Here is a 21,897-nt window from a genome sequence, read left to right as displayed (position 1 = left end):
TTATGAAATGACCCGATATCAAACAGCCGGCCACCACATTGCGGGCCACCACAAAGCCAGCGGCGAGCGAACGCGCCGGTTTCAGGACGCGGCCCTTCCATGCCTCGATGACGCGTACAGGCTCGCCTATTTCCTGCTGCGAAATCGCACGGACGCTGAGAACGCTGTAGAGGAATGTTACCGGCGTGCGCTGCATCATTTCGAAGGCCGGCGCGGTGGGGCCGTCAGGCCCTGGCTGCTCTCCATTCTCAGGAGTGTCTGCTACGCGCAATTCGCCCGGCTTGCTGAGCAGGAGACGCCGGCGGAGCCCGGCTCCGAAATCCCGGACCACGGGGAAGGCACAGCCATCCGGCAGCTTGTCTATTGGCTGCCGGCGCCCTTGCGTGAAGCCATGGTTATGCGTGAGTTCAACGATATGTCTTACCGTGAAATCGCAGACGTGGTCGGAGTGCCGCCTGGCACCGTGATGTCGCGTCTCGCGCAGGCCCGAGAACTGCTCTTGACCCGGTGGCAACCGAGCGACAAACCCGCATAAAAGCTGCGTGGCCGCAATTGGTACAAGTTGCTTATCGCCCGCTCCCAACCCCTACCCGAAAATCCGCTCGCCCTGCTCGTCGATCAATTGCATACCCTTCTTGATCGAGATGTCGACAGCGTCGTCGAGGCCGGCGAAGCGGTCGGCGCGGATGAATTTGTGTTCCTTCATTACACCGTCGACCTCCTTCGAGACGGTGCCGCAGGTCTGGTACTGGCTCTCGGCCTTGTAGGGCGTGGCGCTGATCAGGAAGCCCTTGTGCTCGACCTGCTTGGCGGGCGCGGCACTTTTGGGCTCGGCCGCCGCTTCACCGCCGCCGCCGAAAAGACGTTTCAGAAAAGACATCGCTCAAATCTCCTTGTTCGTCCTGCACACCGCGGTCCATTCGCGATTCACGACGTTTTCGTCCCAGAATGCGCGAATGTGCCGCCGCGTTCCAGCCCCTTGATGAAGACTGCGACAAGGAGCTCGATCTGCTGGTCGATCTCGTCGGCCTGCCGGCGCACGGATCTGGCCGCATAGCCGCTGGTGACGATGCCGTGCACGCTGGACCACAGCGTGCGCGCGGCGATCCGGCGCGTATCGTCGTCGATGTCGAAATCGCCGCCGGCGAGCGCCCGGGCGATGATCTCGAACAGCTGGTCGAGCCGCGCTTCATAAGCGTCCGGCTCGGTCAGCGTCGGGCGCCGCCTGTTGAAGGCGAGCAGCGCCGGCCAACTGCCGGGATGCGCCTCGACAAAGCGCACATAGGCGCCGGCCAACGCCAGCAGGCGCTGGCGCACATCGGTGACGCCGCGTTTGCCGAGATCCGCCATTGCCGCCGCGCCTGCCGCGCCCAGCCGGTCGAGCAGCCGCATGTTGACGGCACGGTGCACCCCGTCGAGATCGGCAAACAGATTGTAGACCGAGCCGACCGAGATGCCCGCCTGCTCGGCGATGGTCCTCGCCTTCAGATTGTCCATGCCACCCTGGTTGAGCAGCACCTCGGCAATGGCCAGCACCCGCTCGCCTGTTTCTTCCCTGTCCAGTGCCATGCTTGTCCTTGTGGATGGCCTTGCCTCGGCCCGAGCTGCAGGTGTTTCGAACCATGATCGTCCCTTCGTTTACCATATCCAGGATTTCGTGAACAGCGTTCAAAAGCCTCTTGAACAATGTTCATTTCCTGTTATGTTGACCTCGTGAACATTGTTCACCGCAACATTCGAAGGGAGAAGAACCATGCTTAGCCTGATCAGAACATTGCTCGACGGCGCCAGCGCACGGGCCGAGGACGGCCTCAAGGACCGCTTCGCCATCGACCTTCTGGCGCAGCGCATCCGCGACGCGGAGACGGGGCTTGCCGCCGCCAAGCAGACGCTCGCCTCGCTGATCGTTCGCCAGCGCGCCGAGCAGGCCGGCCTCGACCAGCTCGAACGCCGCCACGCCGATCTCGAAAGCCGCACGCTCAGCGCGCTCGCCGCCGGCAACAACGGACTGGCCGAAAGCGGTGCCGCGGCAATAGCCGAACTGGAGAATGAGCGTGAAGTCCGCCGCGCCAGCGTGCAGAGCCTTGGCGAAAAGACCTTGCGCATGCGCGTTTCGGTGGAGCGGGCGCATCGCCGCATCATCGACCTCAACCAGGGCATGATCTCGGCCCGCGCCATCGATGCCGAGCGCAAGGCGCAGTCACGCCTGGTCAGGTCGATCGGCAATTCGGGAAACCTCAACGACGCCGAGGAGCTCTTGGCGCGCATCAAGGGAGCCAGCGATCCGTTCGAGGAGGCCGGCATTCTGGACGAGATCGACAGCGAACTGCGTCACGAAGCGATCCGCGACCGCCTCGCCGACGCCGGTCACGGCCCGGCGATGAAGGTCCGTGGCAGGGACGTGCTCGAGCGCCTCAAGACCATCAACTGAAAACCAGACTTTCCAATCTGATTTCCATCAACCCAACCATCATCAAATCAACGGAGAACTCCAATGAACGCCAACCAGACCTACATCATGTTCAACACCGCCTCGGTCGGTGCCGCCTACTTCATGCTCGGCCTGTCGCTTTGGCTGGCACCGGTCGACTTGGCGACCAAGGGCTACTGGGCCATGGGCATCCTGCTCCTGACCGGCAGCCTTGTGAACCTCGTCAAGTACCGCACCGATGAGCGCCTGTCGTCCGAGATGACCGCCAAGATCGAAAAGGCCCGCAACGAAAAGCTGATCAGCGAATATGTCGGCAAGGAATGATGCCGGCCTGCCCTGACGCAAAAAAGCCCGGGTCTCCCCGGGCTTTTTCATGCGTTTGTCGCGCTTGGATCAGCGCTGCGACAGCGCTTCCAGCGCTTCGGCCGCGGCTTCGAGGATAGCGATCGCCTCGGCCTGCTTTTCAGCAGGGGCATCGACGATTTCGCCCAGAGCCGCACGCAGGCGGTGGCGGATGGCACGGAACTCATCGCGTGTTTCCGAGCGCTCGCCACGGCCGCCGCGGCCACCGCGACGCTCGTCGCCATCGTCGTTCCAGCCGAACCAGTCGCGCGCCTTGGCCATCTTGCGGCCGAAGCGTTCGAGATGTTCGAGCACGCCGTCGATCATCTCGCGATTGTCGGCAAGATGCGCTTGGCCTGCCTCGGTGATCGAAAACACCTTCTTGTTGCCGTCCGCGGCGGAAGCGGCATAGCCGGCTTCTTCCAGGAACGTCAGCGTCGGGTAGACCACGCCCGGGCTCGGGCTGTAGATGCCGCTGGTGCGCTCTTCCAGCGCCTTGATGATGTCGTAGCCGTGGCGCGGCGCCTCGGCCAGCAGCGACAGCGTGATCAGCTTGAGATCGCCATCGGCCAGCATGCGGCCGGCGCGGAACATGTCGCCCGGGCCACCACGCCCGCCACCGCGACCGCCATGTCCGAACGGTCCAAAGCCGCCGCCCCCTCTGCCACCAAATTTGCCGGCCATGTGCATGAAAATGCGTTCGCCGAAATGATTGTGTCTGTGCATTGATTGCTCCTTGAGTTCTATCTTACGATATATCTCAATTAGGCGCACCCTCTTATGGAGTCAAGATATATCTTACGATGTATCTGAATGTTGCGCCAGCCAGATCAATCTCTGATCCGAGCCCGTTCCGTTCGATGGAGATGAATTGCCTACCAGCGGCCGTTTCGGCGGTTCCAGGCATAGAGCAGGTCGGCGAAGCGGTCATAGCCAAAGCGGGTCAGCGGCAAGGCAACCGGATTGCCGAAAAGCGTCGCCAGCCAGCCCTCGCCCGGCGTCGCCTTCCACACCGCAATCGCGACTTCGGCGCCGACCAGCAGATGGCCATCCGTATCGGTGGCGTGCAGCCGGCGGCGTATGTCTTCCAGCGTGGCACCAAAACGGGCAAGTGCCGCCGGCTCCAGATTGATGTCTCGAAACGCGATCCGCCCAGCCTTCACCGCTTCGATCAGTCGCCGCTTCTGCCTTGTAATGCCGGCATCGCAGACAGGGCAACGCGTGTTGTACCAAACGGTCAGTTCAGGCCTGGGTGTTTGCTTGAGCATGATCTGGGCATGCTCAGCCGTGGCCGTGACGATGGTGCAGGTCCGGATAATGCGGATGCCGGTGGCGCATCGGCGCATGCCGGTGCCAGTGTGAATGCGGCTCGCTCACCGGCCCGTCATGATGGTGCTGGTGGTGTTCGTCATGCACATGGCTGTGCTCGTGTTCCAGTTCGTCGTGGTCATGTTCATGCTCATGGCGCTCCGACAGATGCAGCCACAGGCCGATGCCCATCAACAGCCCGGCAATCGCCAGCCTTATCGTGATGGGCTCGCCGAGAACGAAGATCGCCAGCAGCGCGCCGATGAAAGGCGCGAGTGAATAATAGGCGCCTGTCCGCGCGGTACCGAGATGGCGCAATGCCAGGATGAACATCACCAGGCTGACGCCGATGCCAAGGAAGCCGACGGCAGCCGTGGCCACAACGATGGATGTTGCGGGAAACGAAGCCCCGCCTGCAAGAGCCAGTCCGACATTGGCTGCACCCGCCACCAACCCTTTCAGCATGGCGATCACCACCGGGTCGGTGGCTGAGATCTTGCGCGTGAAATTGTTGTCGAGTCCCCAGGCTAAACAAGCGCCCGCCACCAGAAGGGCGCCAGGGTTGAAGGCAACGCCGCCGCCATTCCATGACAGCAGCACCGCACCGGCCAGAATGGCGAAGGCGCCGAAAAGCAGCCGCCGGTCAACATTCTCGCGGTAGACGAGCCAGGCAATCGCCATGGTCGCCAGCCCTTCGAGATTGAGCAGCAGCGCCGAACTGGACGCGGTGTTGAGGCTAAGGCCGAACAGCAGCAGCACCGGCCCGACGATACCGCCCATGCCGATTGCCAGCGCCAGCCATGGAATATCCCGGGCAGCCAGTTGCGCCTCGCCGGCGGCGGCCTGCTTGCCGCGAAGCAGGCGATAAAGAGCAAGGCCAACACCGGCGCCGAGATAGAGCAGGCCGGCCAGCATGAAGGGGTTCACGGCATCGAGCAGCAGCTTGGACAGCGGCGGCGTCGCTCCGAACAGGACAGCCGAGCCAAGCGCCAGCGGCACGCCGGGCCAGAGATGCGAATGGGAATGCGGCTCGGACATGATCTCACCCTATGATGGCGTGCGCGTCACTTGCGGCGCATGGCCGCTTTCGGCCCGACGCATTTGTTGTCGCGAAACAGCGCCCACTCCTCGCACAGGCGCCTGTTGGGCAAGCGGCAGAACCCGTATTCGTTGCCGGCCTTGTCCTTCCTGATCACCAGGCGGCCGCCGATCTCGCCGCAATGCAGGGATGCCGGATTGGCCATGCCGACCGGTTTTTGCGCGGCAGCGCTGGCGGCGAACGGCATCACGAACAATGCGGCAAGGCCGGTAGCCAATATCGAGACCTTAGTCATTGGGATCTCCCTTGGCCGCAATCTATCATGGTGAAGCGTCCTGTCCTGCGGCAAAGCGCCGTCGGGCCTGCACGCGGCCATCGACTCCCAGAAGCCCGGCCTATTTCTTCACCCAAGCGACGAGATGATCTCGCGGTAAGCGAATTCCGGAAAGGCCTTCAGCGTCCGGGACTTGAGGTTTCCGCTCGCGGCCAGCATCAGCGCAAAACGCGCCAGCACCGCATCGTCGGGCGCTTCGACCACCGCCACCATGTCGAATTCGCCCATGGTCAGGAAGAACGATTTGAACGATCCGCCCATCTCGGCCAACTGCTTCCTGGCAGCGTCGAGGCGCTTGGGCGAATCGCGCACGTTCTTCGCGCCCTGCTCGGTCCAGTTCATCAGCATGATGTAGGTCGTCATGGTACGCCTCCTTCCGGGGCCACGGAGCACGGCGGCTTGGCCGGGGCGGGCATCCGGGTTGTCGCCCAGAAAATGCATCCGATACGAAATTATCCTCCCGCGACGGACGTCCCGCAAGGATGCATCCACGCCCTGATGTGGGAGCTTGAGGCGACGGTCACCGCCAACCAGGAAAGCCGGTTTAAAAACCCGCCTGATTGCGGCAATCTCCGCCGTGGTCATCGATCCGGGAAATCCCCGCCGACGTCGTGGGCCAGCCAGCCGCAGGAGAACTTCATGCGCGAGACAACAGACCTGCCGCCGGAACGGATCGATAGTCCCGCCGCATGGATTGGCGAGGACATGGCAAAGCATCCGGAAACATGGCTGGTCGAATTGGGCCCGCAGGACGTCGCCGAACTGGAATCGGCGGCAACCGGCTTTCTCGCCGGCTCGCAGGATATCGGCGGCCTGACCAGGGCCGACTTCCCCTTGCCCCGGCTCGCCGGCCATCTTGCCGCGCTTCGCGAAAAACTGATCGCAGGCATTGGCTTCGAGGTGCTGCGCGGTCTCCCGGTCGACAGATATTCCGCTGAAATGACGGCAGCGATCTTCTGCGGGATTGGCGCGCATCTGGGAAGCGCGCGCTCGCAGAATGCCCAGGGCCACATACTCGGCCATGTCCGCGACATCGGCGCCGACGCGAAGGCCACCACGACGCGCATCTACCAGACGGCGGAGCGCCAGACGTTTCACACCGATTCCGCCGATGTCGTCGGCCTGCTCTGCCTGAAGGATGCCATGCAAGGCGGCGAGTCCCTGCTGGTCAGCACGGTGACGATCTACAACGAGATGCGCAAAAGGCGGCCGGATCTCGCCCGCCTGCTGTTTGATCCTGTTGCCACCGACCGGCGGGGCGAGATACCGGAGGGCGAAAAGCCCTATTTCGAGATTCCGGTCCTCAACTGGCACGCCGGATTGCTGACAGGCATCTATCAGCGCCAGTACATCGACAGCGCGCAGCGCTTCCCCGATGCCATGCGGCTGAGTGCCGCCCATGTCGAAACGCTGGATCTCTTCGACAGCCTTGCCAATGACCCGAAATTAAACCTGTCGATGCGGCTGCGGCCCGGCGACATGCAGTTCGTCTACAATCATTCGCTGCTGCACGACCGCATGGGTTTTCGCGACTGGCCGGAGCCGGACAAGCGGCGCCACATGCTGCGCCTGTGGTTGTCGGTTCCCAGCGACCGTCCACTGCCCCCGTGCTTCAGGCAGCGCTATGGTTCGATCGAGATCGGCGACCGCGGCGGCATCATCGTCAAGGGAACGCGGCTGAACGTGCCGCTGTAGAGCAATTCGATGAACCACCTGAAATAAAAAGGGCGCCTCGATGGGCGCCCTTGATTTCTTTGCAATCGGGAAGTCCTAGCTATCCAGGAAGCTACGCAGCTTGCGCGACCGGCTCGGGTGCTTGAGCTTGCGCAGCGCCTTGGCTTCGATCTGGCGGATACGCTCGCGGGTCACCGAGAACTGCTGGCCGACTTCTTCCAGCGTGTGGTCGGTGTTCATGCCGATGCCGAAACGCATGCGCAGCACGCGCTCCTCGCGCGGCGTCAGCGAGGCCAGCACGCGCGTGGTGGTTTCGCGCAGATTGGCCTGGATCGCCGCGTCAATCGGCAGGATCGCCATCTTGTCCTCGATGAAATCGCCCAGATGCGAATCCTCCTCGTCGCCCACAGGCGTTTCGAGCGAGATCGGCTCCTTGGCGATCTTCAAGACCTTGCGCACTTTTTCGAGCGGCATTGCGAGCTTTTCGGCCAGTTCTTCCGGCGTCGGCTCGCGGCCGATCTCGTGCAGCATCTGGCGCGAGGTGCGCACGATCTTGTTGATCGTCTCGATCATGTGCACCGGAATGCGGATGGTGCGCGCCTGGTCGGCGATCGAACGCGTGATCGCCTGCCGGATCCACCACGTCGCGTAGGTCGAGAACTTGTAGCCGCGACGGTATTCGAACTTATCGACCGCCTTCATCAGGCCGATATTGCCTTCCTGGATCAGATCGAGGAACTGCAGGCCGCGATTGGTGTACTTCTTGGCGATGGATATGACGAGGCGCAGATTGGCCTCGACCATTTCCTTCTTGGCGATGGCGGCTTCGCGCTCGCCCTTCTGCACCTGGTTGACGATCTTGCGGAATTCCAGGATCGAGATCGCCGTTTCGGTGGCCAGATGCTGGATCTCGGCGCGCAGCTCCTTGATCGCATCCTTCTCGTTCTTGGTGAATTCCTTCCATCCGCGCGAGGTCAGGTTGGCGATCGAGCGCGTCCAGTTGGGGTCGAGCTCGGAACCTTGATATTCCTTCAGGAACTCTTCGCGGCGCACGCCATAGCTTTCGGCCAGCCGCAACAGCTTGCCTTCGTTCTGCACCAGCCGCTTGTTGATGTCGTAGAGCTGCTCGACCAGCGCCTCGATGCGCGCCGTGTTGAGCGACAGCGACTTCACCGCCTTGATCAGCTGGTCCTTCAGCTCCTTCAGGCGGCGGTCCTGGCTGGGCGACAGCGTGCCGGCGGCGGCCAGGCGGTTCTCGACCTGCTGGTCCTGCAGCTTGCGCAGCTTCTTGTAGGTGTCGGCGATGACGTCGAGCGTCTCCATCACCTGCGGACGCAGTTCGGCTTCCATCGCCGCTAGCGACAGGCTCGCCTCGTCCTCGTCTTCCTCGTCGTCATCCCCGATGCCGCGCGTGTCGGCGCCGACATTGGTGATGTCTTCTTCGTCATCGCGCCCGCGGCGCGACTTTTCCTCGACCTTGGGCGCTTCCTCGACGCGCTCGACCACCGGTGCCTGCTTGGCCTCGGGGCCTGCATAGGTGGCTTCGAGGTCGATGATCTCGCGCAGCAGGATCTTCGATTCGTTGAGTTCGTCGCGCCAGATGATGATGGCCTGGAAGGTCAGCGGGCTTTCGCAGAGGCCCGCGATCATCGTCTCGCGGCCGGCCTCGATGCGCTTGGCAATGGCGATTTCGCCTTCGCGCGACAGAAGCTCCACCGAGCCCATCTCGCGCAGATACATGCGCACCGGATCGTCGGTGCGGTCGGTCGGCTCTTTCTTGGTGGTGGTGGCGGCGACCGCCGTGCCGGTCTGTTCGGCCAGCTCGTTGGCGTCTTCCTCGGCGTCCGCCGCGGTGTCGCTGGCCTCGGCCTCTTCGCCCTGCTCGTCATCCTCGACGACGTTGATGCCCATGTCGGACAGCATCGCCATCGTGTCCTCGATCTGCTCGGAGGTCACTTCCTCGGAAGGCAGCACCGAATTCAGCTCGTCCATGGTCACATAGCCGCGCTTCTTGGCGGCCTTGATCATCTTCTTGACAGCATCATCGGAAAGGTCGAGCAGAGGGCCATCGGTGGCGCCTTCGCGTTCGGTCTCGACCTCTTCCTTTTCCTTAGTCGCCATAATTTTTATCTTCTCCAAGCGGCTGCCATCGAAGCCGCGTAAACTGTCGGACCAGTCAAAACCGGATGTGCTCGCTTATGAAACGCGCTTCACCGGGCCAGTAACCGTATCTACCGTTAAGTCCAGATTAACCCTGATATCTGTGGCAGGCTGCCTGCCTGTCCAGTGACCAGTACCTCACATCGCTCATTTCCCGTCGGCGCGGGTGCGGGTTAACGTTTCGAATCGTCCTGATTCCGCCATTCTGTCGGAAGGTCAAGCGGCTCTCGCATGATTCGCATGAAAAAAGCGAATCAATTACCCGACTTAGCGCGCCCCGCCCCGTGGGGAAGCTTGGCCACGCTCTCATTCCTGCACTCAGCTGCACTTAGGCTCGCCCAGCCCTGCCCGACGAAACGCCAAATCCTTCGATCAGCGCTTCCGTCGCCTGTACATCCTGAAATTGCGCCTGAATTTCGATCAGATGGCGGAAGTTTTCGTCCGATGGATCTGCTTCGAGCGCCGCTTCCGCCTGTTTCAGCTCCTTATGTAAGGTGCGTGCGCTGCGCTGCAAGTGCAGGGCCTGGTTCAGAGCGTCGCGGGCATCGTCGAGCGCGGCTGCCTCCAGCGCCGGCCACTGCCGCGCCCGCCGGATCAGGCCGACGGCGCGCTCCCAGATCTCGGCGCAGCCGGCGCGCTCGATCGTGGTCACCACGGCGTGGCGGTCATTGGCCATGTCGTGCGCCATCGCGTCGAGGATGGCGGCATGCAGCCGCTGCAGGTCGGAATTGACGAGATCGAGAAATTCGACATGGGCGAAATTCTCGTCGATCAGCGCCGGATGGTTGACCAGCGCCACGATGATCGTCGCCTCGCGCACCGACATGCCTTCGCTGCCGCGCTTGACCAGCGCGGATTGGCCGAGGCTTTCGGTGATCGCCATGCGGCCGCCGCCAGGCTTGGCGAATTGCCCACCGGGTGCGGCTGCTTTGCCCTGCTGCCCCGGTTTCCAGTCCTGGCGCCCTTGCCGTGTATCGCGCTGCGAGCCGAAGAAGCTCTTTTCCCGTTCACGCATTTCCTGCTGGTAGTGATAGCGCGTGCTTTCGTCGCGGATGCGACTGGTCAACTCCCGCAGCGTCTTTCCAAGTTCCGCCCGCCGCTCCGGCGTGTCGAAGACACCGCCCGCCGTCTCGCGCATCCACAAGAGGTCGACCAGTGGACGCGCATCGGCAAGCACCGCCCGGAACGCGTCCGGACCTTCGGCCTTGACCAGGTCGTCTGGATCCTTGCCTTCCGGCAGCAGCGCAAAGCGCACCGAACGGCCGGCCTGGACCGAAGGCAGCGCCAGATCGGCGGCGCGCCATGCCGCCTTCAGCCCGGCCTTGTCGCCGTCGAAGCACAGCATCGGCTCGGGCGCTATGCGCCACAGCAATTCGAGCTGGTTTTCGGTGAGTGCCGTGCCCAGCGGCGCCACGGCATTCTCGAAACCGGCCTGCGCCAACGCGATGACGTCCATGTAGCCTTCGACGGCAATCACCGTGCCGCCCTTGGCCAGCGCCTTGCGGGCGCGGGCGAAATTGTAGAGCACATTGCCCTTGTGGAAGAGCTCGGTGTCGGGCGAGTTCATGTATTTGGCCAGCGCATCGGGCGCCAGCGCACGGCCGCCGAAGGCAATGATCCTGCCGCGCGAATCCGGGATCGGGAACATGATGCGGTCGCGGAACCAGTCATAGGAGACCGGAATGTCGTCGCCATGGCGCACCAGCCCGCACGCCTCGATGTCGGCTTTCGGCACGCCCTTTGCCGCCAGATGCTCCTTCAGCGCATTGCGGCTGTCGGGCGCGAAGCCGAGCCGGAACGACTGCTGCGTCGCCGGTGTCAGCCCGCGATCCCTGAGATACGCGCGGGCTTTCGCCCCTTCCGGTCCCTGCAGCCGTTCCTGGAAGAAAGCAGTCGCCATCTCCATGACATCGGTCAGGCTGGCGCGTTCCTTCTCGCGCTGTTCCTCGCGTTCGTCGCGGACCGGCATCGGCACGCCGGCCATGTCGGCGATCTTCTCGACCGCTTCGGGAAAACTCAATCCTTCGAGTTCGGTGAGGAACTTGAAATGGTCGCCCGAAACCGAGCAGCCGAAACAGTGGTAGCGGCCCTTCTTGTCCTCGCAGTGGAAGGACGGGCTCTTCTCGCCATGGAAGGGGCAACAGGCCCAATAGTCACCGCGCGACGCGTTGGTCTTCTTGCGATCCCACGCGACGCGCTGGCCGATGACCGATGAAATCGGCACGCGGTCGCGAATCTCGTCGAGAAAGGCCGGCGGAAAGCGCATTGAGGGAACTCGTTTCCCCACCATATAATCATGCCGGAGAAATCCGACGACCCCCAATACGGGCCATACCCGGTTTCCACAGGGCAAAAAAGAAAGGCGGCCGTTACGGGCCGCCCTGCTTTTCAGTCCCGCGCTGTTGGCTTAGTGCGCGGCGATCGCACCGAAGATGATGCCGGAAAGGATGCTGACCAGCACATAGTCGTTGCCGACGCGGATCCATTCCTGGCCGGGGCCGGGGCGACGCAGACCGTAGCGGCCGTAATCGCGGACCGGCTGATGCTGGCGCCAGCCGGAATATTTCTGGCCATGGCGCCAGTCGTTCCGCTTCACGACGACCTTCTTCTGGAAGCGCTTCTGGATGACGCGCTTCTTCTCGTCACGATGGGTGGGCTTCTGCCAGTCGACCTTGGTGTAGTTCGACTGCGGCGCGACCGGCGCATTCATCGGCGCGGCCTGGCCTGTGAGCGACGTCGCGGCCAGCATCGAGACGGCGAGGACAGAAAGAACAATGCGTTTCATGAGAAGTCTCCTTGGTTGTCGATGCCCAAGGAATAACGGCCAGCGGATGAACTGAAACTGAATGGAAGCATTACAATTATGTAATGAAATCCTATGCTTATTTCGGGAATTTGAACATCGTCGCAAAGTTGACAGCGAGACGCCCGCGAACAGCGGCCGACCCGCCGCAGTGCCGTGGACCGCGATGCAGCCATTTCCTGCATCCGTCCATTTTCCGACACGCCCTGTCGCGCCGCGACGGCCTCTTGAAATCGACAAAATTTTATTATTCGGCTAAAGTATTCTGGTCATTATCGGTGGCTGCCATGAACATGATTCGAACCTTCGTTTTCCCCCATGATCGCCGCGCTGTTGGCACCGCGCGCCCCGGCCGCATGCAGGCGCCGAAATGAGCGGTTCCGTCGTCCTTCTGCATCTGGCCGGCGCGGTCGCGCTGATGCTGTTTGCCACGCGCATGGTCAAGACCGGCGTCGAACGTGCCTATGGCGACGTGCTGCGCCATAAATTGCGCGCCACCATGCGCAATCCGATAATGGCGGTGCTGACCGGCACCGGTCTGGCAATCGCCCTGCAGAGCTCGACTGCCGTCACGCTGTTGGTCGGCTCCTTCGCCGGCTCCGGCATTGTCTCGGGTGCCGCCGGCCAATTGGCCGTGCGCGGCGCCGAGATCGGCTCGGCGCTGGTGGTCAAGCTCTTGACCTTCGACCTCACACTGCTGGTGCCACTCTGCCTGATCACCGGCACGGTGATGTTCATGGCCACCGAGCGCCGCGACTGGCGCCAGACCGGCCGCATCCTGGTCGGCGTCGGCCTGTTGATCCTGTCGCTGGAAATGATCGGCCAGGCATCGGAGCCGCTGCGCAACAGCCAGCTCATGCCGGTGATCATCAACTATTTCTCCAGCGATTCCATCACTGCCTATCTCTTGGCGGCGCTGATCACCTGGCTGTTCCAGTCGAGCATCGCAGCGGTGCTGCTGATGGCAACGCTCGCCGGCCGTGGCCTGATCAGTCCCGAACTCGGCGTCGTCCTCATCCTCGGCGTCAATCTCGGCTCCTCGATAATCGCGCCGATGCTGACCCGCTCGGCCGGGCCGGCCGTGCGCGTCGTGCCGATCGGCAATCTCCTGATGCGCGGGCTGGGCTCGCTGGTCATGCTGATCCTGTTCATGATCTTCAGGCCGCATGTCGGCTTCCTTGGCGCGACGGCCGCCGACCAGATCGTCAACGCCCACATCCTGTTCAACGTCATTATCCTGCTCGCCGGCCTGCCGCTGGCCGGCTTCGTCTATCGCGCCTCGGAAAAGATCGTGGCACTCGGCACCAAGCCGGTGCCGGCGGCCTCGCTCGACGTGATCGAGCTGTCCGCGCTCAACGAAAGCGCGCTCGACATACCAAGTCAGGCGCTGGGCAATGCGACGCGCGAAGTGGTGCGGGTCTGCGAAACCGTCGAGATCATGCTGAAGCGCATCATGGAACTCTATGAAAGTGCCGACAGCGACAAGATCAAGGCGCTTGCAGCGCTCGACGACCGCGTCGACCGCAAGCACGCGGCCATAAAACTCTACCTCGCCAAGCTCACCAAGAATCCGCTGACCGAGGACGAGGCATTGCGCTGCCAGGAGTTGATCGGTGCCTGCGTCAAGCTCGAGCAGGTTGGCGACATCATCGTGCGCAACATGCTGGTGCATGTGAAGAAGAAGGTCGAACACGGGCTGGAGTTCACGCCCGAGGGCTGGCGCGAACTCTGCGCCTTCCACGCCTCGGTGCTGGCCAACGCACGGCTTGCCTTCAACGTCCTGGTCTCGCGCGATTCCGAAACCGCCCGCCAGCTGGTGCTGGAGAAGGACCAGCTGCGCGACCGCGAGAAGGAAACCAGCGCCAGCCACTTCCTGCGGCTGCGCGAGGGCACCGCCAGGAGCATCGAGACCAGCTCGATCCACCTCGACACCATCCGCGACCTGAAGCAGATCAATTCGCTGCTGGCCTCGATGGCCTATCCGGTGCTGGAAGAGCGCGGCCTGCTCACGGGGTCGAGGCTGAAGGCGAGCTGAGAAGCTGCCGCTTCACTCAAGAAAACCTAAACTCGCGACAAAAATTTCTGGATTGCCCAAACCGCCCATCCATGGTTTGAGGCCGTTCCAGCCAAGGCTTGCCCATGTCGCTTCCGCTCATTGCCCTGTTCATCGCCGCCTTCGCTTTCGGCACCACCGAATTCGTCATCGCCGGCGTGCTGCCGCAAGTGGCGCAAGGGCTTGGCGTCTCGGTGCCCTCGGCCGGCTATCTCGTCTCCGGCTATGCCTGCGGCATCGCCATTGGCGGCCCGCTGCTGGCGCTCGCCACCAAGTCGTTGCCGCGCAAGACCTTGCTGCTCGGCCTCGCCGTCATCTTCACCATCGGCCAGGCCGCCTGCGCGGTGGCGCCCGACTTCACTTCGATGCTGCTTTTGCGCATTGCCGTCGCGATCGCGCATGGCGCCTATTTCGGCATCGCCATGGTGGTGGCGGTCGGCCTCGTTCCCGAGGACAAACGCGGCATGGCGGTGGCGGTTATCCTGTCTGGCCTCACCGTCTCCAACGTCATCGGCGTGCCGGCCGGCACCGCGATCGGCAACATCTGGGGCTGGCGCGCCACCTTCTGGGTGATGTGCGCGCTGGGCGTGGCGGCAACGCTTGCCATGGCGGCCCTTTTGCCACGCACCACCGGGTCATCGGCCAAGCCCGTCGGCCTAGCCCGCGAGGTCCGCGTGCTGGCGCGCCAGCAGGTCTGGACCTCGCTGATCCTGATGCTGATGCTGATGCTCGGCCAGTTCTGCTTGTTCACCTACATCACGCCGACGCTGCTGGAGGTCACCGGGCTTGACGAGAACCTTATTCCCTGGGTGCTGCTGCTGAACGGCGTCGGCGCAACGCTTGGCGTCTTCCTCGGCGGCAAGCTGTCCGACTGGAAGCTGATGCCGTCGCTGATCACCATGCTTGGCCTGCAAGCGGTGACGCTGGCCATCATCTATGCCGTCAGCCCCTATCCCCTGCCGATGATCGTCGCGATCGTCATCTGGGGCGGCCTCAACTTCGCCATCGGCACGCCGATCCAGACCCGCATCCTGGCCTGGACGGCGGATGCCTCGAACCTCGCCTCTTCGCTGATCCCGTCCGGCTTCAATGTCGGCATTGCGCTCGCCGCGTCGCTGGGCGCCGCCATGCTCAATGCCGGCTACGGCTACCGCAGCCTGCCGGTGGTCGGCGCTGTCGCCATGCTGGTCGCCGTGGTCGTGGCTGTCATCTCCCAGGTCTGGGAAGGCCGCAGCAACGCCACCCCGCCATTGACGGCGCCGGCCGAGTAGCCGGCCTCACCCCTTCGCCTCCTTCAGCACGTCGATGAAGGCGCGCAGCGCCGGCGGCACCAGCCTGTGGCCTGGATAATAGAGGAACAGGCCGGGAATGGGCGGACACCAATCGTCCAGTACGGCGACCAACGCTCCCCGATCGAGATAGGGCTTGGCGGATTTGTCCGAAATGTAGGCGATCCCCATGCCGGCAGCAGCCGCCTCGGCCATCAACTCCATATTGTCGAGTGTCAAAACGCCGGGGACATCGATGGCGATTTCCTGGCCATGTTTCTCGAACTCCCATCGGTAGGGCTTGCCGCTCGGCAAGCGGAACCGGATGCAGGTTTGACCCCGCAGATCATCGGGCGTTTGCAAAACCGAGCGGCTGGCAAGATAGGCCGGCGATGCAACGGCGATGAAGCGCGTCGGCCCGCCGAAGCGCACCGCGACCATGTCTTGCGGCACCGCCTCGCCCAGGCGGATCCCGGCGTCAAAGCCTTCGGCGACGATATCGACCAGTCTTCCCTCCGTGACGAGATCGAGCGAAACTTGGGGGTAGCGCTGAAGAAAGGCCGGCACCACCGATCGAAGCAGCAAGCGGGCAGCGATCTCGCTGGTGTTGATCCGCAGCGTGCCTGACGCAAGGCCGCGGAAATCATCGACCTCGGCCAGTGCCGCGTCGATATCCGACAAAAGCGGCCGCAAGCGCGCGACGAGCCGCTCTCCTGCCTCGGTCGGTGCAACGCTGCGCGTCGTGCGGTTGAGCAGCCGCACGCCCATGCTCCGCTCCAGCGTCCGCATCATGTGGCTGAGCGTCGAGGGGGACAGGCCGAGATCGTCGGCCGCCTTGCGGAAGCTGCGGTGCGAAACAATCGCAGCGAGTGCCGTCAATTCCGGAAGTCCGGGCTTGCCATTCATGGGAAATCTTCATCAAGGCATATGGAATTGAACGGATAGTATCATGAGTTGGATGGCGTAGTCTTGGCCGAACTCCAGCAATGAAAGGACATTCCATGGCTAAGACATGGTTCATCACCGGCACCTCATCTGGTTTCGGACGACTTCTGACGGAAAGGCTTCTGGCCCGTGGCGACCGTGTCGCCGCAACGGTGCGCAAGCCGCAGGCGGTCGCCGATCTGAAGACGCAACATGGCGATCGCCTCCGGGTCGCTTCGCTTGAGATGACCGACAGCGATGCGATCCGGGCAACGATCGACAAGGCCTTTGGCGAACTGGGGCACATCGATGTCATCGTCAGCAACGCCGGCTATGGTCTGTTCGGCGCCGCAGAAGAGCTGGACGATAGCCAGATCCGCGACCTGATCGACACAAATCTCGTCGGCTCGATCCAGTTGATCCGGGCAGCGCTGCCGCATCTGAGGAAACAAGGCGGCGGCCGCATCCTGCAAGTCTCCTCCGAAGGCGGACAGATGGCCTATCCCGGCTTCAGCCTCTATCACGCCACGAAATGGGGCATCGAAGGTTTTGTCGAGTCCGTTCGGCAGGAGGTTGAGCCGTTCGGCATCGGCCTGACGCTCGTCGAACCGGGCCCGACACAGACGAACTTCGGCGCCAGCCTGATCAGCTCCAACCCGGCCGACACCTATAAGAATACGCCGGTCGGCGACCTGCGCCGGGCCTTTTCCGAGGGTTCCTTCGACATCAAGGGCGATGCCGGCAAGATGGTCGATGTGATGATCGCCTCGGTGGAGCGGAACCCCGCGCCACGACGATTGACCTTTGGCGCCGCCGCCTACGCTTCGATCCGAAGCGCGCTCCAAGGCAGGCTCGCGGAGCTGGAGAACCAGAAGGACGCGGCCCTGGCGATGGACAGCGACCCCCTGACGGCTAGCAACTGACAGGCGTCCGCCGAAGACCGCCTCACCCGCGCCAGCGCAAGAGGCGCATGGCGTTGGCTGTCACCAGCACGGTGGCGCCGGTGTCGGCCAGGATCGCCGGCCACAGGCCGGTGATGCCTAAAATGGTGGTGACCAGGAACACCGCCTTCAACCCCAGCGCCACGGTGATGTTCTGGCCGATATTGGCCATCACCGCCCGCGACAGTTTTATCATGCGCGCGACATCCATGACGCGGCCATGCAGGATCGCCGCGTCGGCTGTTTCCAGCGCGACATCTGTGCCGCCGCCCATGGCGATACCGATGTCGGCGGCGGCGAGCGCCGGCGCGTCGTTGATGCCGTCGCCGACCTTGGCCACTTTCAGCCCCTGGCGCTGCAATTCGCCGACGATGCGCTGCTTGTCCTGCGGCAACAGTTCCGCCCGCGCCTCGATGCCGAGTGACGCGGCGATGGCCTCGGCCGTGCGGCGGTTGTCGCCGGTCAGCATCACCGTGCGGATGCCTTCAGCCTTGAGTGCCGTGATGCCGGCCGCCGCATCCGGCCGTGGTTCGTCGCGCATGGCGATCAGCCCGGCCACCACGCCGTCGGCGACCAGCACCGAGACGGTCTTGCCCCGGCCGTTGAGGCTGTCGAGGGCAAGCCGCTGCGCCTCGGTCATCTCAGCGCGCTCGCCCGCCGCCAGGCCGGAGCCCAGGAAAACCGCGATGCCGCCAACGCTGCCCTCGACGCCCTTGCCCGAAATCGCCTTGGCGGCCAGCGCCGGCGGCACTGGCGCCTTGTCGGCCCTGGCCCTGTCCAGGATCGCCACCGCCAGCGGATGGCTGGAGCCTTGTTCGAGTGCCGCCGCCAGCGCCAGCACTGAGCGCTCATCGCGACCATAGGCGACGATGTCGGTCACCACAGGCTTGCCCGCGGTCAGCGTGCCGGTCTTGTCGAAGGCGACCGCCGTGATCCGGCGAAAGCCTTCCAGGACGGCACCGCCCTTCATCAACAGGCCGCGCCGCGCACCGGCTGCCAGACCCGCCGCAATCGCCGCCGGCGTCGAGATGACCAGCGCGCAGGGGCAACCGATCAGCAGGATCGCCAGGCCCTTGTAGATCCATTCGTTCCAGTCGCCACCGGCAACGAGCGGCGGCAGCAGCGCCACCAGCGCACCGACCACCAGCACTGCCGGTGTGTAATAGCGCGAAAAACGGTCGATGAAGCGCTCGGTCGGCGCCTTGGCCTCCTGCGCCTCTTCCACGAGCCGCACGACGCGGGCGATGGTGTTGTCGGAGGCAGCGGCCGTTACCCGAACTTTCAGCACGCCATCGCTGTTGATCGTGCCGGCGAAGACAGGCTCAGTGACACCCTTGCGCTTCGGCGTGCTCTCGCCGGTCACCGGCGCCTCGTCGATGTCGCTCGACCCCTCTGTTATCTCGCCATCGGCCGGGATGCGGTCGCCCGGCCGCACCAGGATGACATCGCCGACCACAAGCTGGTCGGCGGGAACTTCAACCGTGCCGCCTGCCCGCTCGACCAACGCCGTCTTCGGCACCAGATCGGCCAGACCCTGGATGCTGGCCCGCGCACGGCCGGCGGCGACGCCTTCGAGAAGTTCGCCGATCAGGAACAGCACCACCACGGTTGCCGCTTCTTCCGTGGCGCCGATCATCACCGCGCCAACAGCCGCGATGGTCATCAGCATCTCGATCGAGAACGGCGTGCCGGCCAGCGCCGCCATCAGCGCCCGCCGCGCGATCGGCACCAGGCCGACCAGCAGCGCGGCCAGGAAGACCCAGCGCTCGGCCGTGGGGAACAGATGGCCGATGCCATAGGCGGCAACAAGCGCTGCCGCGCAGGCCAGCGTCAGCGCCGCGCGGCGGGTGCGCCACCACGCCTGCCCAGGCTCGGCATCGCTGTGGAGGTGCGATGCGCCTTTGGCCTCCTTGGCTACCTCGTCGCCATGGTCATGGCCCTCGTGGTCGTGACCTTCATGGTCATGGCCTTCGTGATCATGGCCGGCATGGTCATGCGCGCTGGCTGCCGGCTCGTCGGCCCTCGCTTTGGCCTTGACGATTCCGTAGCCCAGCCGCGCCACTTGCTGCAGCACCTTGTCGTCATTGAGCGGGCCGCCATGGCTGACGGTCATCGAGGCGCCGGTCACCGAAACCGTGACATCGGCGACGCCGTCGAGACGGCGCACCGCCGTATCGATCTTGGTCGCGCAGGAAGCGCAATCCATGCCGCCGATCTTGAACCGTGTCTGCCTGATTCTTGCCTGCTCGTGGGGAGCCGTCATCACATCACCTGTCTGCTTTTTCACCCGCGCGGCGTGCTGCCGCATGGGTCTTGAATGCTGATGTCAGGCACTATAATTGCTCTAGTCACTAGAGCCTCAAGAGGCAAAATGCATGTTTTCGATTGGTGATCTCTCGCGTCGCACCGGCGTCAAGGTGCCGACCATCCGCTACTACGAGCAGATGGGCCTGGTCGCGGCGCCCGAGCGCTCGGAAGGCAACCAGCGCCGCTACTCCAGGCAGGAGCTGGAACGGCTGGCCTTTATCCGCCATGCCCGCGATCTTGGCTTCGCCGTCGAGGATATACGCGCGTTGATCGAATTGAGCGGCCACCCCGACCAGCCCTGCGGCCATGCCGACAAGATTGCCGGCGAACAGCTGATCTCCGTGCGCGAAAAGATCGCCCAGCTGAAGCGGCTGGAAACCGAGCTGGAGCGCATCGCCTCCTGCTGCGACGGCAGGACGGTCGGCGACTGCTACGTCATCCGCGCGCTGTCGGACCACACGCTGTGTGCCGACGAGCACGGGTGAGGATATTGTCGAAGTCCGCGCCGGGGCTAGCGCTCGAAAGGGCTGCCCAACCTCGCCCTATAAATCGATCCGGAACCGCAAACTCTCCACCCCGCCATAGGCGGCGTCCTCGAAGAAGCGCTCGACCAGTCTGCCGCCATTGGCCAGGACCACCTTGTGCGAGGCCGGATTGCCCGGCTTGGCGGTGATCTCGACATGGGGCAGGCCGACCGCCCTCGCCTCGTCCAGCATCAGTCGCAGCGCCTCGGTGGCGTAGCCGCGACGCCGTTTCCACGGCACCACCGCATAGCCGATATGGCCAAGCACATGCGACGGCAGTTCGGCGGTGCCCTTCTGCCAGCGGAAGCCGATCGAGCCCGATGCCTCACCGTCCCAGATCCAGCGGCGAAAGCCCGGCAGGCGCGGCACTTGCGTGCCGTCGGGCAAGGTGATCGGACCACCCCTGGCTTCGGGATCATCGAGGCTGGCCAGGAACGCCACTGGGTTGTCTTCTATGGCCGCGAGCTGCTCGCGCGTCGCGTCGAGCAGCCGAACATTGTCCGGCGACCAGCCGCGCTCGAGCGCGGCCTTGTAGGATGGCAGATGTTCAAGCGCTGGTTTGACGATCTCGACCATGATCCATGCTCCCTGGGAGGCGAACCAGGCATAGCCGTGGCCGCGATATGGCTCAAGCCGGTGCCGCCCGGAAGTGAACTTCGCTAAACAAGTTGTGTCTCGCCGATTGGCGCGAGACATTTTATGATTGGTTGCGGGTGGCGACACCTGCAGGATTCGCGTGGCTTCGACAGGAGAATTGATCCGGTGCGGTTGAGATCTATCCCTCTGGGTATTGTCGTCACCCTCAGCCTTCTTGTCATTGCCTTGACGGCGACGGTCCGCTCCTTTGCCGCGCCCTCCGGCGTCCCGGCCTGGCTGCAGGCCCATGTCGGTGACGCCGACGGCCAGATCTCACAAGTGGTGCTGGAGCGCGCGCGGGCGCTCTACCAGAAAAAGGTCGCGCAAGGCGCCGTCAAAAACCCCTGCTATTTCGCCATGGACGCCACGCGTCCCGGCGATCTCGGCAATGGCGTGTTGGGGCGCCGGTATTATGTCGTCTGCGAAGCCAGCCAGTCGTTTCGCGCTATCGCATCGGGTCACGGGGCCGGCAAGAACCTGAAAGGCACGGTCGATTTTTCAAACGGCAGGCGCTGCTCCAAAAACTTCGGCAATGCCATGGATTCGGAATTGACCGCCGGCGGCGCCTACGTGACCCGCGAGACAAAGACGTCGTTCAAGGGTTTTTACCGTACCGGCGCCAAGCAGGACGCCGCCTTTCTGCGCACTTTCATCCAGTTCGACGGCGAAGGCGAAGCCGCCAACGCCAGGCAGCGCGTGATCGGCGGCCACGCGGCACAGGTGCTGCGCACCATGTGCATGCGTAAAAATCCGAACAGCTCCTACGCCGATCGTGACGGTCTGGTGCCGTTCGGCAAGCTGGTGGACTATGCCGGCGGCCGCAGCAATGGCTGCACCAGCTGGTCGCCGGCGGATGCCCAGCAGATCATCTCGATGGTCAAGGACAACCCGACGACGCTCTACATCTACCCAGAATCACGCGACATCGCCGCGGTAGCGGCTAGCCGTTCGCAGTCGGGCACCTATTGGAATGCGTCCTGCCTGAAGGAAATCGGCACACCGAAATTCTGGCCAAGGAAGACTCTTGAGCCGATGATCGCCCAGTACAAAAAGGACCATCCGGCGCCCCCACCGCAACCACTGCCGATGTGCAAGGAGTCTTGAGGTCCGCACCTTGATAGGCGCGAACCTCACGCACTCTCGGCTTTGCACT

At 63.6% G+C, this 21,897-nt stretch carries 22 protein-coding genes; 9 read left to right on the top strand and 13 right to left on the bottom strand.

Annotated features, from left to right (window positions below):
• Positions 1-7 precede the first annotated feature (7 nt).
• Entirely contained in the window at positions 8-535 is a 528-nt protein-coding gene (locus tag EB235_RS13545) for a sigma-70 family RNA polymerase sigma factor (RefSeq protein ID WP_051429656.1), read from the top strand.
• 51 nt (positions 536-586) lie between these two features.
• Here EB235_RS13545 and EB235_RS13540 read toward each other — a convergent pair whose 3' ends face one another.
• Both EB235_RS13540 and EB235_RS13535 read right to left on the bottom strand, forming a co-directional pair.
• Positions 587-880: an HlyU family transcriptional regulator gene (locus EB235_RS13540; RefSeq protein WP_027030479.1), complete on the bottom strand. Its 294-nt coding sequence runs from the start codon at positions 878-880 to the stop codon at positions 587-589.
• Between the two features lie 47 nt (positions 881-927).
• Entirely contained in the window at positions 928-1,569 is a 642-nt protein-coding gene (locus EB235_RS13535) for a TetR/AcrR family transcriptional regulator (protein ID WP_027030480.1), read from the bottom strand.
• 184 nt (positions 1,570-1,753) lie between these two features.
• Between EB235_RS13535 and EB235_RS13530 the strand changes: the two genes are divergently transcribed.
• Both EB235_RS13530 and EB235_RS13525 read left to right on the top strand, forming a co-directional pair.
• The gene (locus EB235_RS13530) at positions 1,754-2,431 is read left to right on the top strand and encodes a PspA/IM30 family protein (RefSeq protein WP_027030481.1); all 678 of its coding nucleotides are present in this window, start codon (positions 1,754-1,756) and stop codon (positions 2,429-2,431) included.
• Between the two features lie 63 nt (positions 2,432-2,494).
• A complete protein-coding gene (locus EB235_RS13525) occupies positions 2,495-2,755 on the top strand; it encodes a YiaA/YiaB family inner membrane protein (RefSeq protein ID WP_027030482.1) in 261 nt (86 codons plus the stop codon).
• 69 nt (positions 2,756-2,824) lie between these two features.
• On the opposite strand, the gene EB235_RS13520 is transcribed toward EB235_RS13525, so the two are convergent.
• From EB235_RS13520 to EB235_RS13500, 5 genes are all read right to left on the bottom strand, one after another.
• Positions 2,825-3,499 carry a PadR family transcriptional regulator gene (locus EB235_RS13520; protein WP_027030483.1) on the bottom strand — a complete coding sequence of 225 codons (675 nt, stop codon included), beginning with the start codon at positions 3,497-3,499 and terminating at the stop codon, positions 2,825-2,827.
• Between the two features lie 149 nt (positions 3,500-3,648).
• On the bottom strand, positions 3,649-4,041 hold the full coding sequence (locus EB235_RS13515) for a thiol-disulfide oxidoreductase DCC family protein (RefSeq protein WP_027030484.1): 393 nt from the start codon (positions 4,039-4,041) through the stop codon (positions 3,649-3,651).
• A gap of 13 nt (positions 4,042-4,054) precedes the next feature.
• Positions 4,055-5,119 carry a DMT family transporter gene (locus EB235_RS13510; protein ID WP_027030485.1) on the bottom strand — a complete coding sequence of 355 codons (1,065 nt, stop codon included), beginning with the start codon at positions 5,117-5,119 and terminating at the stop codon, positions 4,055-4,057.
• A gap of 26 nt (positions 5,120-5,145) precedes the next feature.
• Positions 5,146-5,415: a putative hemolysin gene (locus EB235_RS13505; RefSeq protein ID WP_027030486.1), complete on the bottom strand. Its 270-nt coding sequence runs from the start codon at positions 5,413-5,415 to the stop codon at positions 5,146-5,148.
• Between the two features lie 108 nt (positions 5,416-5,523).
• On the bottom strand, positions 5,524-5,817 hold the full coding sequence (locus EB235_RS13500) for a GYD domain-containing protein (RefSeq protein ID WP_027030487.1): 294 nt from the start codon (positions 5,815-5,817) through the stop codon (positions 5,524-5,526).
• Between the two features lie 276 nt (positions 5,818-6,093).
• Between EB235_RS13500 and EB235_RS13495 the strand changes: the two genes are divergently transcribed.
• Entirely contained in the window at positions 6,094-7,149 is a 1,056-nt protein-coding gene (locus tag EB235_RS13495) for a TauD/TfdA family dioxygenase (RefSeq protein ID WP_032925506.1), read from the top strand.
• A gap of 75 nt (positions 7,150-7,224) precedes the next feature.
• On the opposite strand, the gene rpoD is transcribed toward EB235_RS13495, so the two are convergent.
• The 3 genes from rpoD to EB235_RS13480 form a co-directional block, all read right to left on the bottom strand.
• On the bottom strand, positions 7,225-9,249 hold the full coding sequence (rpoD, locus tag EB235_RS13490; RefSeq protein WP_027030489.1) for an RNA polymerase sigma factor RpoD: 2,025 nt from the start codon (positions 9,247-9,249) through the stop codon (positions 7,225-7,227).
• Between the two features lie 367 nt (positions 9,250-9,616).
• A complete protein-coding gene (dnaG, locus tag EB235_RS13485; protein WP_027030490.1) occupies positions 9,617-11,554 on the bottom strand; it encodes a DNA primase in 1,938 nt (645 codons plus the stop codon).
• 141 nt (positions 11,555-11,695) lie between these two features.
• Complete coding sequence (locus EB235_RS13480) at positions 11,696-12,073, bottom strand: RcnB family protein (RefSeq protein ID WP_027030491.1); 378 nt, start codon at positions 12,071-12,073, stop codon at positions 11,696-11,698.
• 388 nt (positions 12,074-12,461) lie between these two features.
• On the opposite strand from EB235_RS13480, the gene EB235_RS13475 reads away from it, so the two are divergent.
• Both EB235_RS13475 and EB235_RS13470 read left to right on the top strand, forming a co-directional pair.
• The gene (locus EB235_RS13475) at positions 12,462-14,126 is read left to right on the top strand and encodes a Na/Pi cotransporter family protein (protein WP_027030492.1); all 1,665 of its coding nucleotides are present in this window, start codon (positions 12,462-12,464) and stop codon (positions 14,124-14,126) included.
• Between the two features lie 104 nt (positions 14,127-14,230).
• A complete protein-coding gene (locus EB235_RS13470; protein WP_027030493.1) occupies positions 14,231-15,415 on the top strand; it encodes an MFS transporter in 1,185 nt (394 codons plus the stop codon).
• Between the two features lie 6 nt (positions 15,416-15,421).
• Here the strand turns inward: EB235_RS13470 and EB235_RS13465 are convergent, their stop codons facing one another.
• A complete protein-coding gene (locus EB235_RS13465; RefSeq protein ID WP_027030494.1) occupies positions 15,422-16,318 on the bottom strand; it encodes a LysR family transcriptional regulator in 897 nt (298 codons plus the stop codon).
• 95 nt (positions 16,319-16,413) lie between these two features.
• Here EB235_RS13465 and EB235_RS13460 point away from each other — a divergent pair, with 95 nt between their 5' ends.
• Positions 16,414-17,259 carry an SDR family oxidoreductase gene (locus EB235_RS13460; RefSeq protein WP_027030495.1) on the top strand — a complete coding sequence of 282 codons (846 nt, stop codon included), beginning with the start codon at positions 16,414-16,416 and terminating at the stop codon, positions 17,257-17,259.
• Between the two features lie 22 nt (positions 17,260-17,281).
• On the opposite strand, the gene EB235_RS13455 is transcribed toward EB235_RS13460, so the two are convergent.
• On the bottom strand, positions 17,282-19,540 hold the full coding sequence (locus tag EB235_RS13455) for a heavy metal translocating P-type ATPase (RefSeq protein WP_027030496.1): 2,259 nt from the start codon (positions 19,538-19,540) through the stop codon (positions 17,282-17,284).
• A 112-nt stretch (positions 19,541-19,652) separates the two neighbouring features.
• Between EB235_RS13455 and EB235_RS13450 the strand changes: the two genes are divergently transcribed.
• Positions 19,653-20,069 carry a MerR family transcriptional regulator gene (locus EB235_RS13450; protein ID WP_027030497.1) on the top strand — a complete coding sequence of 139 codons (417 nt, stop codon included), beginning with the start codon at positions 19,653-19,655 and terminating at the stop codon, positions 20,067-20,069.
• A gap of 57 nt (positions 20,070-20,126) precedes the next feature.
• Here the strand turns inward: EB235_RS13450 and EB235_RS13445 are convergent, their stop codons facing one another.
• Positions 20,127-20,684: a GNAT family N-acetyltransferase gene (locus tag EB235_RS13445; RefSeq protein ID WP_027030498.1), complete on the bottom strand. Its 558-nt coding sequence runs from the start codon at positions 20,682-20,684 to the stop codon at positions 20,127-20,129.
• Positions 20,685-20,870: 186 nt separating this feature from the next.
• Here EB235_RS13445 and EB235_RS13440 point away from each other — a divergent pair, with 186 nt between their 5' ends.
• Positions 20,871-21,848, top strand: coding sequence for a hypothetical protein (locus tag EB235_RS13440; protein WP_027030499.1), 978 nt, complete (start codon positions 20,871-20,873; stop codon positions 21,846-21,848).
• Positions 21,849-21,897: the final 49 nt, after the last annotated feature.

Origin of the sequence: Mesorhizobium loti R88b (assembly GCF_013170845.1) — a bacterium.
Taxonomy (GTDB): Bacteria; Pseudomonadota; Alphaproteobacteria; order Rhizobiales; family Rhizobiaceae; genus Mesorhizobium; species Mesorhizobium loti_B.
The sequence above is the reverse complement of the archived record's forward strand: the minus strand, read 5'-3'. Positions and strand labels throughout refer to the sequence as shown.